This window comes from Pseudomonas sp. MF6394, from assembly GCF_002018845.1.
Taxonomy (GTDB): domain Bacteria; phylum Pseudomonadota; class Gammaproteobacteria; order Pseudomonadales; family Pseudomonadaceae; genus Aquipseudomonas; species Aquipseudomonas lactis.
On sequence record NZ_MVOJ01000025.1, the window covers coordinates 1 to 15,576 of the forward strand.

At 56.5% G+C, this 15,576-nt stretch carries 24 protein-coding genes; 15 read left to right on the forward strand and 9 right to left on the reverse strand.

Annotation, left to right across the window (positions count from 1 at the left end; all coding sequences use genetic code 11):
- The 9 genes from MF6394_RS22515 to MF6394_RS22545 all read right to left on the reverse strand — a co-directional run.
- Positions 1 to 325 (reverse strand): DUF2303 family protein (locus tag MF6394_RS22515; protein ID WP_153046030.1); only part of this gene is annotated, 325 nt, incomplete at its 3' end.
- A gap of 43 nt (positions 326 to 368) precedes the next feature.
- Positions 369 to 716, reverse strand: coding sequence for a hypothetical protein (locus MF6394_RS22520; RefSeq protein WP_078467578.1), 348 nt, complete (start codon positions 714 to 716; stop codon positions 369 to 371).
- Between the two features lie 91 nt (positions 717 to 807).
- On the reverse strand, positions 808 to 1,122 hold the full coding sequence (locus MF6394_RS22525; protein ID WP_078467579.1) for a hypothetical protein: 315 nt from the start codon (positions 1,120 to 1,122) through the stop codon (positions 808 to 810).
- Positions 1,119 to 1,481 (reverse strand): hypothetical protein, encoded by a 363-nt coding sequence (locus MF6394_RS22530; RefSeq protein ID WP_078467580.1) that lies wholly within the window; start codon positions 1,479 to 1,481, stop codon positions 1,119 to 1,121. Before MF6394_RS22530 ends, MF6394_RS22525 begins: the two co-directional genes overlap by 4 nt.
- 341 nt (positions 1,482 to 1,822) lie before the next feature.
- The gene (locus MF6394_RS34190) at positions 1,823 to 1,984 is read right to left on the reverse strand and encodes a hypothetical protein (RefSeq protein ID WP_161952178.1); all 162 of its coding nucleotides are present in this window, start codon (positions 1,982 to 1,984) and stop codon (positions 1,823 to 1,825) included.
- Between the two features lie 23 nt (positions 1,985 to 2,007).
- Positions 2,008 to 2,391, reverse strand: a complete 384-nt coding sequence (locus tag MF6394_RS22535) for a LuxR C-terminal-related transcriptional regulator (protein ID WP_032903581.1) — start codon at positions 2,389 to 2,391, stop codon at positions 2,008 to 2,010.
- Between the two features lie 429 nt (positions 2,392 to 2,820).
- Positions 2,821 to 3,111, reverse strand: coding sequence for a hypothetical protein (locus MF6394_RS22540; protein ID WP_078467581.1), 291 nt, complete (start codon positions 3,109 to 3,111; stop codon positions 2,821 to 2,823).
- Positions 3,112 to 3,205: 94 nt separating this feature from the next.
- Positions 3,206 to 3,505 (reverse strand): hypothetical protein, encoded by a 300-nt coding sequence (locus MF6394_RS33935; RefSeq protein WP_153046031.1) that lies wholly within the window; start codon positions 3,503 to 3,505, stop codon positions 3,206 to 3,208.
- A 34-nt stretch (positions 3,506 to 3,539) separates the two neighbouring features.
- Positions 3,540 to 4,328 (reverse strand): LexA family transcriptional regulator, encoded by a 789-nt coding sequence (locus MF6394_RS22545; RefSeq protein WP_078467582.1) that lies wholly within the window; start codon positions 4,326 to 4,328, stop codon positions 3,540 to 3,542.
- Between the two features lie 107 nt (positions 4,329 to 4,435).
- Here MF6394_RS22545 and MF6394_RS22550 point away from each other — a divergent pair, with 107 nt between their 5' ends.
- The 15 genes from MF6394_RS22550 (at position 4,436) to MF6394_RS22620 (ending at position 15,566) form a co-directional block, all read left to right on the forward strand.
- Positions 4,436 to 4,630 (forward strand): Cro/CI family transcriptional regulator, encoded by a 195-nt coding sequence (locus MF6394_RS22550; protein ID WP_078467583.1) that lies wholly within the window; start codon positions 4,436 to 4,438, stop codon positions 4,628 to 4,630.
- 365 nt (positions 4,631 to 4,995) lie between these two features.
- Positions 4,996 to 5,673 (forward strand): helix-turn-helix domain-containing protein, encoded by a 678-nt coding sequence (locus tag MF6394_RS22555; RefSeq protein ID WP_078467584.1) that lies wholly within the window; start codon positions 4,996 to 4,998, stop codon positions 5,671 to 5,673.
- Positions 5,666 to 7,051, forward strand: coding sequence for a replicative DNA helicase (dnaB, locus tag MF6394_RS22560; RefSeq protein ID WP_078467585.1), 1,386 nt, complete (start codon positions 5,666 to 5,668; stop codon positions 7,049 to 7,051). The genes MF6394_RS22555 and dnaB overlap by 8 nt, the downstream gene beginning before the upstream one ends.
- Positions 7,051 to 7,260 carry a hypothetical protein gene (locus MF6394_RS22565; protein ID WP_078467586.1) on the forward strand — a complete coding sequence of 70 codons (210 nt, stop codon included), beginning with the start codon at positions 7,051 to 7,053 and terminating at the stop codon, positions 7,258 to 7,260. The genes dnaB and MF6394_RS22565 overlap by 1 nt, the downstream gene beginning before the upstream one ends.
- Positions 7,257 to 8,552 (forward strand): tyrosine-type recombinase/integrase, encoded by a 1,296-nt coding sequence (locus MF6394_RS22570; RefSeq protein WP_078467587.1) that lies wholly within the window; start codon positions 7,257 to 7,259, stop codon positions 8,550 to 8,552. The genes MF6394_RS22565 and MF6394_RS22570 overlap by 4 nt, the downstream gene beginning before the upstream one ends.
- 221 nt (positions 8,553 to 8,773) lie before the next feature.
- Entirely contained in the window at positions 8,774 to 9,091 is a 318-nt protein-coding gene (locus tag MF6394_RS22575; RefSeq protein WP_078467637.1) for a hypothetical protein, read from the forward strand.
- A 3-nt stretch (positions 9,092 to 9,094) separates the two neighbouring features.
- Entirely contained in the window at positions 9,095 to 9,448 is a 354-nt protein-coding gene (locus MF6394_RS22580) for an antiterminator Q family protein (protein WP_078467588.1), read from the forward strand.
- An 82-nt stretch (positions 9,449 to 9,530) separates the two neighbouring features.
- The gene (locus tag MF6394_RS22585; RefSeq protein WP_078467589.1) at positions 9,531 to 10,355 is read left to right on the forward strand and encodes a DUF2971 domain-containing protein; all 825 of its coding nucleotides are present in this window, start codon (positions 9,531 to 9,533) and stop codon (positions 10,353 to 10,355) included.
- A gap of 241 nt (positions 10,356 to 10,596) precedes the next feature.
- Positions 10,597 to 10,929, forward strand: coding sequence for a phage holin, lambda family (locus tag MF6394_RS22590; RefSeq protein WP_078467590.1), 333 nt, complete (start codon positions 10,597 to 10,599; stop codon positions 10,927 to 10,929).
- A complete protein-coding gene (locus MF6394_RS22595) occupies positions 10,929 to 11,258 on the forward strand; it encodes an HNH endonuclease (protein WP_238597307.1) in 330 nt (109 codons plus the stop codon). The genes MF6394_RS22590 and MF6394_RS22595 overlap by 1 nt, the downstream gene beginning before the upstream one ends.
- Before the next feature lie 155 nt (positions 11,259 to 11,413).
- Entirely contained in the window at positions 11,414 to 11,857 is a 444-nt protein-coding gene (locus MF6394_RS22600) for a terminase small subunit (protein ID WP_078467591.1), read from the forward strand.
- Positions 11,857 to 13,536, forward strand: coding sequence for a terminase large subunit (locus tag MF6394_RS22605; RefSeq protein ID WP_078467592.1), 1,680 nt, complete (start codon positions 11,857 to 11,859; stop codon positions 13,534 to 13,536). Before MF6394_RS22600 ends, MF6394_RS22605 begins: the two co-directional genes overlap by 1 nt.
- Positions 13,533 to 13,724 (forward strand): hypothetical protein, encoded by a 192-nt coding sequence (locus MF6394_RS22610; protein ID WP_078467593.1) that lies wholly within the window; start codon positions 13,533 to 13,535, stop codon positions 13,722 to 13,724. Before MF6394_RS22605 ends, MF6394_RS22610 begins: the two co-directional genes overlap by 4 nt.
- Positions 13,724 to 14,935 (forward strand): phage portal protein, encoded by a 1,212-nt coding sequence (locus MF6394_RS22615; protein WP_078467594.1) that lies wholly within the window; start codon positions 13,724 to 13,726, stop codon positions 14,933 to 14,935. The genes MF6394_RS22610 and MF6394_RS22615 overlap by 1 nt, the downstream gene beginning before the upstream one ends.
- Positions 14,913 to 15,566 (forward strand): HK97 family phage prohead protease, encoded by a 654-nt coding sequence (locus MF6394_RS22620; protein WP_078467595.1) that lies wholly within the window; start codon positions 14,913 to 14,915, stop codon positions 15,564 to 15,566. Before MF6394_RS22615 ends, MF6394_RS22620 begins: the two co-directional genes overlap by 23 nt.
- Positions 15,567 to 15,576: the final 10 nt, after the last annotated feature.

The following is a 15,576-nucleotide window of genomic DNA, read 5'->3' on the forward strand; positions in this document are numbered from 1 at the left end:
GCTTGAGGACGGCGCGGTCATCGGCATGGCCGGGTTCGCCAGTGGTGCCCAGGTTGAACAGCAGGACACAGCTCATTGCGTCTTGGTCGATGAAGCCGCGCGCGCCTGGTTCTGCGCGTTCCACCACGTAAGTGCTGAAGTCTGCCAGCGAATGGGTGCTGTAGGTTCCACGGAAGCGGCTACGGCCGGCCTGGAACTTCTCCAAGTCGATGACTTTCGAGCTTTCCGGCAGCACCACGGTAGGGACCAGTGTTTCCAGCTTCTTGCCGTTGGCTTCCAGAGCCGTATCGGTGATCAGCTGAATTGCATCTTTGGTAAGTGACATCGCTTAATTCCTTGGATTGCGGAGGGAGGGTGAGCGGTGTGAATCAGGTGCGTTTGGGAATTGGTGCGTCATCGCGGCTAAACAGCTGGTCATGCTTTTCCGCGAAGAGGGTCACGCGACCACCGGTCCCCACGTGCATTGGCGTATCGAGGCTGGTGTTCTCGCTACGGGTGCCGCGTTTGGTTGGCACCTTGTAGTCGAGCTTGTGCTTGATCTTCACTTGGTGCGATTCGCCGATCTGGCTGAAGTCCAGGGTAATAACCAGCTTGCCGGCCTTGCCATAATCGACAACCCCGGCGGCTACTTCGGATATGGCGTGGCCGATTTGGCTGGCGAAGGCGCCGCCGTTGAGCTCTTCAAGAAACTCGGCTGTATCTGTTGCTGTGGACATGGCTGTTTCTCCGGGATGGCCAAGAGGCCGCTGGGTGGAAGATGGAATTGCGATTGGCGAAGGCGCTGGCGCACCTGGTTGCTGATGCGCCTCATGGGGTGTCGGCAAACTTAAAGCCGTTCTCCTGAGCGATCAGCGTCACGCGCTTTATGTGCATGCCCAGGTTCTTTGCTGCCACGCTGGCCACGACACCCTTGGCTGCTTCTGCGCGCACGGAAGGTGCAAGCTTGTCGCGTTCTTTGCGCAGGCGTTCGTGGTGTGCCGTGGTGCCGTTGTAGGGACCGTCAACACCAACTCCGCTCGGGATGACCTGCGCTTTCTTGCCAGAGCCGAAGAACGCTTCCATCTGCTGGTTCAGCTCGTCGATGATCGAGCGCCGTGGATCCGGCATTGGTTCGCCGATCATGGTTGTGCGCCGTAGTAGGCGAAAAGAACAAGCGGCGACGAGAAGCCAGCCGTCCAGCGCACCATGCGCCAACCGAAGCGCTTCGACGTGGCCTTGGCCGCATTGAGGAAGTCAGCGTTGCGCTCGAGCTGATCGGCGTACTGACATGCACCGTCGTGGCCGGTGCGTGCGCCGCGGGAAACGCCGGTGGAGCGCTCCACCACATCGAACAGGTTCTTGCCGAGCGGGACCACGTTGAAGCGCGGCACCTTCACTGGCTGGTCGCGACCGATCTTCATGTACATCTCCGAAGTGTAAAGCGAAACACGTTCCCGCAGGGCCTGCAGAACGGCTTGGCTTTGTTGGATGGCTGGGTTCATGCCGACTCCTTGGTTGTGGTTGCGTTTATTCGTCAGCACCCTGACCGCCTGGTATGTGCCGGTGGGCCCAGGGGAGGATCCTGACGGATAAAGGCCAGTCGTAGAAAAGCCCAGTCGAAACCGGGCTTTCAGTGCGCTTCGTAGACCTCCCTACGTCACGCGGTCGACGCTGTGGCGTCTAGGGTTCGTTGTGGTTCACATGGCTGCCAATCCTCCCTCTGTTCGCTCACTGGTTTGGCAGTGGCTACCGTTCTCTAGGCCTGTTGAATGCAGGTGGCCGGCGCGCGCCGGGTTTTCGTCCGCATCCCAAAGCCCACTCATCGAATGGGCAGAGGTGATGCTTATTCGGCCTGTAGCGCTTCGATTGCCTTGCGGTAGTCGGCAGCGTTGGGGCGGTTGGTAGCGGCACTTTCGTGTTCGCCTTCGCGCTCCTGGATGGCTGCGTTGTTTTCGCAGTTGGATGCGTGGGTTTCGAGCTGGGAGATTGCTGTAGCGTGCTTCATGGTGGGTGCCTCTGGTGGATGAATTAGGCGAGCAACACGGGTTGTTCGGCCCGGCGCACCATCCGCACCTGTGCCGTACGGCGTTCCGGTACTCGGCGATCACGACGCATTGAGTCGTCACCGATCATTGCGTGCATGGCGATCAGGCTGGCCAGGACAAAGCACATCGGCGAAATGATCTGGCGGCGCATCGCCTCGGCTACCGCAGCTGTCTGGCGGGTCACGCCGAGCTTGAACATGGCGCAGGAAAGGCGCTTGGCCACTGTGCAGGCCGCCACGTCGAACTGGCGGGCAATCTCTTTTGCTGTCTTGCCCTGGGCGGTGCCCAGCAAGTACTGAACTTCCTTTGGCGCAAGGCCGCGTCCGAGATGACCCTTCCATGCGCCGCTGACGATTGTTGCTTCCATCAATGTGACTCCCGGTTGGTTTCCGAAAGCGCCCGATACAGGCGCTGACGTGAAATCTTCTGGTGTCGCTTGCCGGCTTCCCGCTACTGGCGCTGCCGCCGGCCTTATCAAATTGTTCGTCCAGCCGCGGGCCTTTCGGCTTGTTCTCCCGCTGGATAACTCGTCTTGGTGTTTTACGCTGCACACCCGGGTCAGTTGCCAACCCTCTGAACCGTTGAGGCCGGTTCATCGCTGCCTTCCAGCTGGCCGGTTGTTATCCGGCGATGGGAGAACAATACCTCCGGTATTTAAATCGGTCAATACCGCCGGTCATGTATTTTTGATGGGCAATGAAAAGCCCGCTCAGTGGCGGGCTATGGATTCAGATCGAGGAGGAAAGAAACAAGAAGCCCGGCGCTGGGCCGGGCTTTTGAATATTCCGATAGGCGCTTAGTGTATGAATTTAGCAGCCGTAAACGCGATAGCGGCAAGACCGGTTGCGACACCTACGAACTTCCAGGTCTGCTCATTCATCGTCTTGTGAAAGGAAACTGCAAGATCCTGAATGTCTTTGCTGCTGGCGCGGACAAAAGATGAGAGATCGTCTTTCGAGGCTAGGTTGGAAATATCAACCTTGGTAGCCATATGCGATTCAATTCCGTCGAGACGCATCTCCACGCGCACCAGCTTATCCCTAATTTCCTGGGATGCTTTTTCAAGCGCTATTACGCGTGCTTCCATTGGATCGCCTCCGGGTGGATTTCCACCTCCAGTATCGCGACCTTTTCTCGGCTTGTCACTCTCGACACTCGTCGATGACCAGCTTGGGTGCCCATCAACTAGAGACATTTTTGGAGTACTCATGGCTAATAAAGTGACGAATTCGACCCCATGCAAACGTTCTCGTGTTGCCGCAGTTGTTACAGAGTAGGCACAAAACGGCCATCCCTTTGTCAATGTCTCCGACATTGACAAATTGGAGGAGGGTACGCTGGTTAGAAGTCCACTCATTGACACCACATGCTTCGCACTTTCGGTTGCCGATGTGAGTTAAAAAGGCCTCTATTACCTCGCTGGGAGTGTTTTTTGCTTCCATGGCAATATCATTTGCCGAAAAAACTTTTTCATCAGCCATTCGACACCGCCTGGGCGATCAGTAACATATTCATTTAAAGCATCCCTCCGCGCCAAACCACGCGCCCAATGATACGAACCTCGTTTATCTCCCCATCACGCAGCGTCTCATCGCCATAGCGCGCCTTGTCCGGGTTATCACTTCGAATAATCCAACCGTCGAAGTCTGACTTGACCAGGCGCTTCACGATCGTGCCTTTCGACTCGCTCTGCATGGCGAATATCTGACCGTCCTTCGGCTCCACCCTTGACTCATCAACCAGAAGTACGTCGCCATCATTGATGGTCGGCTCCATGCTGTGCCCGTTCGCGTAGATCACGTCCAAGTGCTTCTGGTTGAGGTTGTTCGCACGAAGCCAGGCCGACTTGAAAGCCATGACGCCGCGGATCTCGACATGCGAATTGTCTTCGCCATCGCCGGTTGAGCCGCGAGCGGTCAGCTGCAACACGCCGGTGTAGTTCTTGTCGTCAGCGAGATCAAAGTTTCGCGGAGGAATGCGACTGTCGATTGCTGGTTCTTCACTGTGGCGCCCCGGAACGCCCGAGGTCATCTTCTCTATCTGAGCTGCAAGAGTTGGGCTTATTTCTGAAACCGGGACCTGGAGCGCCCTGGCAAAAACCACCGCAGCCTTGATGCTAAGCGCTGTTCTCCCATTCATGAAATGGCTGACAGCACCCTGCGTAACGCCGTCGCCAAGTTCGCCCGCAATCTTTTCTTGGGTCAGCTTCAGCTCCCCACGCTTCGCCTGGAAAAGCGCTTTCAGTCGAGCACTGTCTTGGAGCTGCCAATCGGACAGCGGGAGCCTTCGGGAATCTTTTTTCATCTGCTGATGTTATTACCTGCGGTATTGAGTCTGCCAATATCGCCGGTATTGACTAGTAACAATACCGGCGGTCATACTCTTGATGAATACTTGTCGAGGACGCCGCAATGCGCCGTATCCCACTTACTGAATTTGCCAAAGAGCACGGGCACACAAAGGCGGCCCAGATGCTCGGATGCACCCAGGGCGCCCTGAGCAAAGCCATTCGCGTTGGCCGAGATGTTTTCGTAACTGTCGAGGAGGACGGCACTTTATCTGCTCTAGAGCAGCGCCCTTTCCCATCTCAACGATCAGTAGCTTGAACGCGTGATGGAGTGATTTTCCGTCTCTTTGAGTACCGGAAGTAGTGATTTGGATTAGCTGTTGATTCATCCAGTACCCAAATCGCGGACATAAAAAAACCGCCTGGCAGGGCGGCTTAGTACAGCTGTATTTCGAGGTGAATAATGATCAATAAAGCCCCCACAGTCAATAGTTATAGGGGTGTCGAGACACTTTCCGACAGCTCCGAAAAGGTGTCTCGACACCTCACCACAAATCAATCCGCCGCGATGAATGCCGCCCTCCTGATTGGCGTCCAGTACTCGCCCGCGTCTAAATCTAAATACCGCCAGGAATGCCTGAGTCACCTGAAGGCATCTCTGGCACCTGCCCAGGATGTTTCCGCATGAGCACCATTATCATGAGCCTGTGCTGGCCGTTGCAAGGCATGAGCGGTCCGCAAAAGGCCGTCCTGATATCGCTGGCTGATAACGCAAACGACGAGGGTGTTTGCTGGCCTTCTGTTGCTCGTATCGCCGAGCGCACTTGCTTGGGGGAGCGCACTGTTCAGTCGGCAATTAAGTGGCTGGGCACATCCGGGATTCTGTCATTCCGCGAGCGCATGGGACGTTCGACTATGTATACCATTACCCCCGCAGCAGATGCACCACCACTCCCGCAGGAGAAGCACACCCCCCCCGCAGCAGCCGCACCCAGAACCGTAATAGAACCATCAAGTGAACCATCAACCCTCAGCGGTGATGAGCCGGCACAGAAAATCGCGAAGCCGAAATGCCCGTCACAGGCAATCGTCGACCTGTTCAACAAAACGCTTCCTGGGCTCCCTCAGGTAGCGATGTTGACGAAGGACCGGGTCACAAAGATTTCTGCTCGCTGGAACGACAGCACGGTTCACCAGGACTTGGGGTTTTGGGCTGAGTTCTTCGAGTTGGTCGGATCGAGCCCGTTTTTGATGGGAGAGGGCGAAGGCAGGGATGGAAACAAGCCTTTCCGTGCCACGTTCGACTGGCTGATCAAGCCAAGCAACTTCGTCAAGGTCGTGGAGGGTAATTACCATGCGTGATCCCTACAGCACCGAGGCGGAACACGCACTGCTTGGCGCCATGATGCAGCGCCCTGACCTGATCGAAACCTTGAGCGACGACCTGTCCGCCGAGGCGTTTTACTTCGCCGAGAACGCCGATGTATTCCGGGCGATCACGGTACTCCGCTCGGAAGGGCGGCCAGTGGATTTCCTCACCGTCGGTAATCACATCGGTGACCTGGCCTCAACGGGCACCCCGGCCTTTGCATATTGCGCCGAGATCGTAAAGAACACTCCGAGCGTGGCCAACGCTGCAGCGTATGCCGCCATCATTCGAGAGCGGGCCGTAGACCGGGCTTTGTACGATCTCGGCAGCCGGGCCATGGAAATTGCGCACGACGATCAGGATATCCAGGCGAAGATTTCCGCCATCCAAGCCGCCGCCATGGCCATTGATTGCGGGTCCGGCGATGACGACATTGTCAAAATCAGCGATGTACTGACCGATCAGTTGGAGGTTTGGCAGGAGCGGCATGATCGGCACGCCAGAGGCGACACACTGATTGGGCTCTCTACCGGCTTGCCAGACCTCGACGACAAGATTGGAGGCCTTCAGCCCGACCACCTGTACATCGTCGCTGGCCGCCCAGGCATGGGAAAGACGACTCTTGGGATGGGCTTCATCCTTGATGCGGCCGTTCGGCAGAGCAAGTCCTCGCTCGTTGTCAGCTTAGAAATGAACCAGGGTCAGCTGCTGGACAGGGCCACGGCTTCAGAGGGGCGAATCCCGCTGACGCTGGTGAAAAACGGAACAGCGTGCCAGAGCCACGGCGCAGAACTCGCCGCTGCTGCGGGCCTGCTGCGTCGTGCGCCGCTGTACATCGCGGACCGGGCAGGGTCGTCGATTGGGCGTATTCGCTCATTGGCTCGCCGCCACAAAATGCGTTACGGCCTCGACCTGTTGATGATCGACTACCTGCAACTGCTTGACGGTGAGGGCGGCAACCGTACTGAAGAGGTCAGCAGTATCAGTCGCGGATGCAAGCTGCTCGCCAAAGAGCTAAGCATTCCCGTCGTGCTCCTCAGCCAGCTCTCCCGAAAGTGCGAAGAGCGTCCAAACAAACGCCCAATCCCCTCGGACTTGAGGGAGTCAGGAGCCATCGAGCAAGACGCCGATGTGATCCTGTTCGTGTACCGGGACGAGGTCTACAACGAAAATTCCGACGCCAAGGGTATTGCCGAAATCATCATCGGCAAGGGCCGTGATATCGAAATGGGCACGGTCCGCGCTGCCTTTCTTGGCCAATACAACCGCTTTGAAACCCTTGCTGCTGGGTGGAGGCCTGAGCCAGTCGAACAGCCGGTCGGCAAGGTGACCAGCATGCGTGACCGTTACAAATCAAAGGATAAATTCTAATGGCAGATCCCCGCCTTGCCGTTCCCAAGCCCGACCTGTACCGCTACGCGGTGTTTTGCTGTTCTTCCAAGATAGACCTGGGGAGTGCATCAGATCATGCGCTAGCGCTCTTTTTTGATAAGGCCATGGCAGTTCGATACGGCGGCCAGATGTGGCCGTCGACGTTTGAGGTTATCGACCTCCTTAATCCGGAGGAGGGCGCGTTTTGAACACCCAAATCAAAACCCTGACGGTGAAGCTGTCGGATGCCGAGATCGCCCTCAATGCCAAGCTTGAGCATGTGCGCGACCTGCGGGACGCCGGACACCCGGCGCTGCACTTTCGTTTCGCCAAGAATCGCACGCGCGGCTCCTGGTACCTGCTCAACAAGCGCAAATGGCATCGCATCGGCGGCTTTCCCGACCTGAATACCAAGCAGGTGATCGCCGCACTGCCGGCGGTGCGCCTGCGGGTCGCTGCCGACTGCGCAGCCAGTGTTTCCGGCTGGGTTACTGTTGGCGAGCTACTCGATTGGTTCGGTGATCGCATGGCCAAGTCGCGCGCGCTGTCCGACAAGCGCCGGGCTGCGGGCAAGTCGGCCATCAGTTGCCAGCTCAAGCCGCGCCTGGACGATCTGCTGCTGCGCGACGTGAGCGCCCAGACCCTCGACAAGCTGCTGATGTGGCCAGCCCAGGCCGAACTATCGCTGTCCTACGTGCAGCAGCTGTACCGGCTGCTAGCGGTGGCCTTCCGTCAGGCCCGCAAGCTGGACCTGATCCCGGTCAACCCGATGGCGGAAATGAAGTTCGTCAATTTCACCACGGCGCGGATCCTGCCCAAGCCGGCGCGGTTGCGTGACGTGCAGTTGCAGGACCTAGTGAGCCTGCTGGCCGAGCGCTTCGACAGCGCGCCGGGTGACGCCATGCTGGCCTTGATGATGCTATGCCACGGCACTCGAATTGGCGAAACCCGTCAGTCCCGCTGGGCCGATATCGCGCTGCCAGAGCGTGAGTGGTTCATCCCGGCAGAACACACCAAGACCAAGACCGAGCTGCGGGTGCCGCTGACCGATCAGGTGTGTTCGCTCCTACAGCTATACCGCACCCGGCAAAACACCCAGGGCTACGAAGGGCCGCTCCTGTTCCCGTCACGCCGTGGCAAGGCACTCAGCGATCACCAGGCGAGCGCGGTATTCACACGGCTAGGGCAGGGCGCTTGGACCAGTCACGACCTGCGCAAGGTGGCCCGTACCGCGTGGACTGACCTCGGCGTCGACGGGCACATCGGCGAGATGCTGCTCAACCACTCCCTGGGCAAGATCGCCTCCACCTACATCAACACTCAGGCCAAGGAGCAGCGCCGCCTTGCCCTGGTGAAGTGGCACAACTGGTTAGATCAGCGTGGCTTCAAGGCGATCCACATGCAGACAGGTGTTAGATATGAAGATTCTCAAAACCTCGCAGACGCCTTGAACGGCGGGGCCTGCGAGGCAGAACCACAATTTGTTAAGGGCGAGGTTTAAAAAATGGCATTTCATCACGCTCTTGCCTGCAAATCTTGCAATGCGATCAGTCGCTTCGACCGCCACTGCGCCGATTTCTATAACTCCTTCGAGAGCCTAAAGCTTTGCGGGCATTGCGGAGCAAGGAAGGGCTGGCGGGACACCGTAGTGGTTTGGGTGCCTCAGTGGGGGTGGTTCAACCCTTTGACCTGGGGCTCTGGAGAATGGATCGAATGAGCATGATGAAGAAGTCCCACGGCCCAGCATTCCGCGCCGCTCAACTGGATCTAGCCAAGTGCCCGGCATGCCGTGGTCGCGCGGTGATCAAGGGCGTGTTCCATGAGCTGCCCTGCGTGCAGTGCAACGCCTCGGGCTGGGTCACTGCCGAAACCGGTGAGGCGCTGCCGCTGGATGTGCTGGTGACACAGTTGAGCATCCGGCTTCAGGCCGCCGAGCACCAGATCGCACAATTCAACTGCTTCAAGCCTGCCGGTGCTGAAGCGCAATACAACGAGAACAACCGCCGTGGCCCAGGTGCCACCAACTACACAGGGGATTGAGCCATGGCCTTCACACCAAGCTTTAGAGAGCGTACTGCCGAGGATCTGCTGGAACATTGGGGCCGCTGGGTTGTGCTGGGCTCCGGTGTGTCGTGCTGCGCATCCCGCGAGAACACCGTCCTGTCGCCAATGATCACTGATGACGACGCCCTGATGATCGATGGCTTGATGGGCCGGTTGCTCAAGCGTTATCCAGAATGCGGCCAGGTTCTAATGAAGTACTACACCAGTCTCGACAGCTCTTTGATGGAGGTAGGAAAGAAGATGAGCTTCGGGGAAGAGAAGACGCGGCAGCTTTGGAAAGCAGGTGTTGCCTGGATCGATGGGGCTTTAGATATTCGTCGTCAGGCTGCTTGAAAATACGATTCGGATTTGGTTCACACGATGGCAGAATGGTTCTAATTTCTATTTTTTGTTATTACTTCTTGGAGTATTTGCGTTGAGCTCAGTCTATAAATATTTCCCTCCGGATAGAAAAAGCTTTCTCGAGGATTTTTTAATTCGTTTTTCGCCACCTGTAGAATTGAACGATCCTTTTGAGTGCTTGCCGGCTTTTACTTTGGCAGATTTGGAAAAAATTGCTGCCCACGTCAGAGAAAGTATTGAGCGCAGGCACAATGCCGATGATGCTCCAGAGGATATTAGGGAGATTGCCAATGAAATTATGGAAATTAAAAAGAAAAAAGCTCTCGAAAGATACGATTCATTAGATAAGGTGCGATCCGCTTGTTATGATATTGCAGGGTCTAACATAAATAGTGGTTTGGGTATACTGTCCTTATCCAGGAGGTGGAATAGCTCACTCATGTGGTCGCACTACACATCATCTTACAGTGGTTTTTGTGTCGGTTTTAACAGTTTGCATGACTATTTTAAAGGCGATGGTAGCTCTCTCGGTAATCGCTCAAAACTGCTTTCTGTGAGATATAGTGAGAAAAGGGTTGTTGTGCCCCCGGGTGATTTTACTGAGGAAGACATTCGAGATATTCTCTTAACTAAATCGAAAGATTGGGAATATGAGCAGGAGGAAAGGCTCATAAGCTCTTTGTTTTTGGCGACGCAGCGAAAGCATAAAGAACCATATCCTATTGATTTGTTTAAATTGCCTAGTGATGCAGTCACGGAAATTATTGTCGGATCTAGAATGGACAGCAAAATTCTAGAGTTTGTGAAAACCGCATCCAGTGCTCTTAATGTCAAGCTGTACCAGACGAAGGCGTCTGAGATGACTTTCGATATCGACCGAATAGAGATAGAAATCTAACCAATTAGTATTGATAGAGAGATGTTGACAGGCCCGGGGCCGATCTATAGATTTAAGTTACTTTGCGTTTTCTACGCGAGCAAAACCCAGCCCTAGAGCTGGTTTTTTTGTTTTTATTACTCATTGGGCCTCGGCATTTGCCGGGGCTTTTTAGTTTTTCGGCTCCACCACACCCGTTGCTCCGAGCTGGGAGTGCTGCTGGAGCCGGACCTAATCGCCCCCCTGATCGGGAGGACAACGGATGCCCAACATGCCCGATAAGCCAGACACCTGGGTTCTTGTACTCGCGTGGCTGAGTCAGCACGCCCCGGCCTTTTACGCCGCAGGCTTTGCGATATCGATCTCTGCGCTGCGGATCATCTACGGCGGTGGCACACGCAAGGCGGCGTTCTTCGAGAGCCTGCTGTGTGGCTGCATCACGCTGTCGATGCTGTCCGGCCTTGAGCTGATGGGCATCCCGCAGTCAGCAGCCAGCTTGATCGGCGGCATGGTCGGGTTGTTGGGCGTAGACAAGGTTCGTGCCTTTGCTGATCGGGTCACGGGCTTCAAGCTTCCAGGTAGGAATTCTGATTGATGGCCAAGCTGACGATGCACAAGTCGCCTCTAAAGATGTCCACGAGCCAAACCTTAAAGGTTCACGTAGTGGCTGACAGGCGAATCACTGGCCGCCGGCTCCAGGCCCGCCGCTTGGCTGTGTGGCGACAAGACCCAACCTGCGCCGCCTGCGGCCGAGTGGCCAACTTCCCTGATGGTTTCGAGTTAGACCACAAGACTCCGCTATTCATGGGTGGTGAGGATGTCGAGGCGAACTGCCAGGTGCTCTGTGTGCGCTTCGAGCTGGTCGATGGCCAGCGCATCAAGAAGGGCTGTCACGCATCCAAGACCATGGCTGAAGCATCCTGAACCCGGCTTGAAAGGCTGCTCCGAAACGGTGTGGCTTTGGGGCTTTGGCGTGCTACAAGGGGAGGGGAGGGGGTAAAACCTCAGGCCCCTTTTACCCGGAAACCTCACCCTCTCCCACTCGTAGATTTTATTCCCGTTAACAGGATCCGTTAACTATGGCGTTAACCGAACAAAAGCGCCGGTACGCCGAAGCGCGGCTGTCCGGTGAAAGCAAAAAGCAGGCAGCAATCTCTGCTGGATGCCCCGAAAAGACTGCATCGCAGGCGGCATCTCGGCTCGAAAAAGATCCGGAGGTTCAGGCAGCGATAGGGCGGTCGACGGCTGTTAAGTCGGTAGCGGCGACAGTCGCACCATCCGGCGATCCAGACCCCTACATCCCCAAAGCTGCCGCCGACCCGCTGGAGTTCTTCGAGGGCATGATGAATGATCTTGCGGCCGATCCTAAGCTACGCCTGGACGCAGCGAAGGCGCTGGCAAGTTTCACGGTCAGCAAACCCGGCGAGAAGGGCAAAAAGGAGAAAGTGCAGGAGGCTGCCGAACAGGTGAACTCGGGCAGGTTTGCGTTGCGTAAGCCGGGTCAGCTTAAGGCGGTTAAGTGATGAGCTGGACGACCAGTTGCCCAGACTGGGAGGCGCGCATTGTCGATCAAGAGTCGATCATGCCTCTGCTCCCGATCTTTCAAGATCAAGCTGATGACGCGCTCGACGTGTTCTGTAACTTGCGGATGGTTGATGCGATTGGCAGCCCGCTGATGGGAGAAACATGCCAGCCGTGGGTGCTGGAGTTGGTGGGAGTGCTGTTCGGTGCCTATGACGTTGAGACCCGGCGCCGACTGATCACTAACTTCTTCCTAATGGTCAGCAAGAAGAACGGCAAGAGCACTATCGCTGCCGGGATCATGCTTACCGCGCTGATACTTAATGCTCGGCCTTCAGGTGAGTTCATCATCCTGGCGCCCACCAAGGAAGCTGCTGACAACGCCTATAAGCCGATCCGCGACATGATCAAGGCGGACGAGGAACTGGAAGCGCGCTTCCACGAGCAAGAGCACCTTCGCTTGATCACCGACCGATTGAATCAAGCGACGCTGAAGGTGGTTGCCGCAGACAGCGCGACGGTTACCGGCAAGAAGGCCATCGGCGTATTCATTGATGAGTTGCACGAATTCGGCAAGCAGGCCAAGTCGGCAAACATGCTGACAGAGGCAACAGGCGGTTTAGCATCTCGGCCAGAGGGCTTTGTCTTCTACTGCACAACGCAGTCGGCATCACCACCCGCAGGCGTGTTCAAGGCCAAGCTGGATTATGCCCGCGGCGTGCGCGACGGCAGGATCATCGACAAACGATTCCTGCCAATCATTTACGAGTTTCCAAGGCGGATGATTGAGCAAGGTCTCCACAAAGATCTTGCTAACGCTTATGTGACAAACCCGAACTGGGGGGTTTCGGTAGACCAGCAAGTCATTGAGCAGAAATATCAGGAAGCCCAAGAGGCTGGCGAAGAAGCCATCCGTGACTTCCTGGCTAAACATATGAACGTCGAGATCGGCCTGGCGTTGCTCAGTAATCGCTGGCCAGGTGCCGAATTTTGGGAGGCCCAGGTCCGTAAGTGCATCACGCTGGACTACATCCTTGAGCGCAGCGAAGTCGTGACCATCGGCGTCGATGGCGGCGGCCTGGACGATTTGCTTGGCCTGGCCGTTCTGGGTCGTGATCGTGAAAGCAGGCAGTGGTTGGTCTGGTGTCGGGCCTGGGCGCATCCATCAGTGCTTGAGCGGCGCAAGGACATCGCGGCGAACCTTAACGACTACGCCCGTACCGATGACCTGGTGCTTGTCAAACACATTGGCGATGACGTTGATGAGGTGGCTGACATCGTGGATCAGGTCGACGCCTCTGGCCTCCTGCATCAGGTAGGCCTAGACCCCGCCGGCATCGGTGCAATTCTTGAAGCGATCACGGCCCGCGGCGTCAGCCAGGAGAAGGTGGTTGGTGTCAGTCAGGGTTGGCGACTTGGTGGCGCGATCAAAACAACTGAGCGAAAGCTGGCCGAGGGCGGGCTTATTCATGCCGACCAGCCTTTGATGAACTGGTGTTGCGGTAACGCAAGGGTCGAGCCCAAGGGCAACTCAATTTTGATTACAAAACAGGCCAGCGGCTCGGCAAAGATCGACCCGCTCATGGCTCTGTTCTGTGCGGTTTCGATAATGGCAACAAACCCGAAAGTGGAAGGCACCCTTTCTGACTACATCATGAAACACGGATTAAGAACCCTATGACCGATGAAATTAAGGCGCCAAAGCTTGCTGCGCTGAAGGAAGCCTTGCCTGACGTTATCGGGATACTTGGGCTTGGCCTACTGACCCGGGGTTTGTGGACATGGATGGGTGAACCTCTGGCCCTGACTGTTTGCGGAGCGCTCCTGATCACCTTGTCTGTTGCCTCGATATTGCGGGGTGACCGGTAATGCTGCGATCACTCCTTGGAAGAAAGAGCGCCCCGCAGGCCATCGATACGTCGGAGAAACTCGCGCAAGCCTTGGGCGCAGGATACGAAAGCAACTCAGGACAGCGTGTGACCACGAATAGCGCCATGCAACAGTTAGTCGTATTCAACTGTGTCCGAGTCTTGGCGGAGTCGATGGGGATGCTTCCTTGTCAGCTTCTCAAAAAGACCGACCGAGTTCGGTTGCCTGCTACCGGCCACCGGCTTTACCCGCTCATTACCATGGCTCCCAACAGCTACATGACCGCTCAGGAGTTCTGGGAGCTGCTGGTGGCCTGTCTGTGTCTGCGCGGTAACTTCTATGCCTACAAGGTATCGGCGCTTGGGAATGTGGGCGAACTGCTACCACTGAACCCAGACATCGTCACACCCAAACTCAAAGACGACTGGACGGTTGAGTACACCGTCAACTTCAAGTCAGGCACCAAGGTTCTGACACAGGATGAAATTTGGCATGTCCGGCTGTTCACGTTGGATGGCCTGAATGGGCTTAACCCTATTGCCTATGCCCGCCAGGCGCTTGGTCTTGGTCAGGCTATGGACGCCCATGCTGCCAAGCTGTTTACCAATGGCGCAGTTACAAGTGGCGTCCTGCGCACCGATCAGGAGCTGTCTCCTGAGGCATTTGATCGGCTCAAGACGGAGTTTCAGGGCGAGCACATGGGCGTGGCCAACGCCTATAAGCCAATGATCTTGGAGATGGGTCTGGATTGGAAGCCGATCAGCCTCAGCGCTCAGGACACCCAGTTCATCGAATCCAAGAAACTGACTGAGGCACAGATCTGCGGCTTGTTTCGCGTGCCGCCACACCTGGTGGCCAGCATGGAAAAGATGACGCTCAACAACATTGAGCACATGGGCATGAGCTTCGTGAACTACTCGCTGGTTCCGATTATGACTCGCATCGAGCACCGCATCCAAGTCGGCTTGCTCAACGAGAAAGACCGTCTGACCCACTACGCCAAGTTCAACGCCGGTGCCTTGATGCGGGGCGACCTGAAAGGGCGATACGAGGCGTATGCCAAGGGTATTCAGTGGAGCATTTTGAACTCCAACGAATGCCGCGACCTTGAGGACATGAACCCGCGTGAAGGGGGGGATGTGTACCTCACCCCAATGAACATGACCACCAAACCAGAGGCTGCCGACGATGCAGACAAAACAGCGTCTTGACCGACCGCTGACGATTAAATCGGTCAGCGAAAGCGGCGAGTTCGAAGGCTATGGCTCGGTGTTCGGCGTTGAGGACAGCTACGGCGATGTGGTTGTTCGCGGTGCATTCACGGCCAGTCTGGCCAAGTGGAAAGAGAAGGGCCGTCTACCGGCCATGCTCTGGCAGCACAACATGAGTGAGCCGATCGGCATCTACACCGAGATGCGTGAGGACGATGTGGGGTTGTTCTTCAAAGGGCGCCTACTTATCGATGACGATCCGCTTGCCAAGCGCGCCCATGCGCACATGAAGGCAGGCAGCCTGACCGGTACCTCGATCGGTTACATGCTCGATGACTACGAGTACGACAAGGAAAAGGGTGTTTGGATTCTGAAGGCGATCGACCTTTGGGAACTCTCCTTGGTCACGTTCCCGGCCAACGATGAGGCCCGGATCACTGATGTGAAATCTCTGCTGGCCCGCGGCGAAACGCCGCCGCCCAGCAAAGTGGAGCGAGCCCTTCGAGAGGTTGGGTTTTCTGGCTCCCAGGCCAAGGCCTTTATGGCCAAGGGCTACGGCGCAGTTTCACCGCGAGAGGCGGAAGCCGACGATGCAATGCAATCCCTCAAATCTCTACTGACCCGCATTTAAGGAGCCTCTC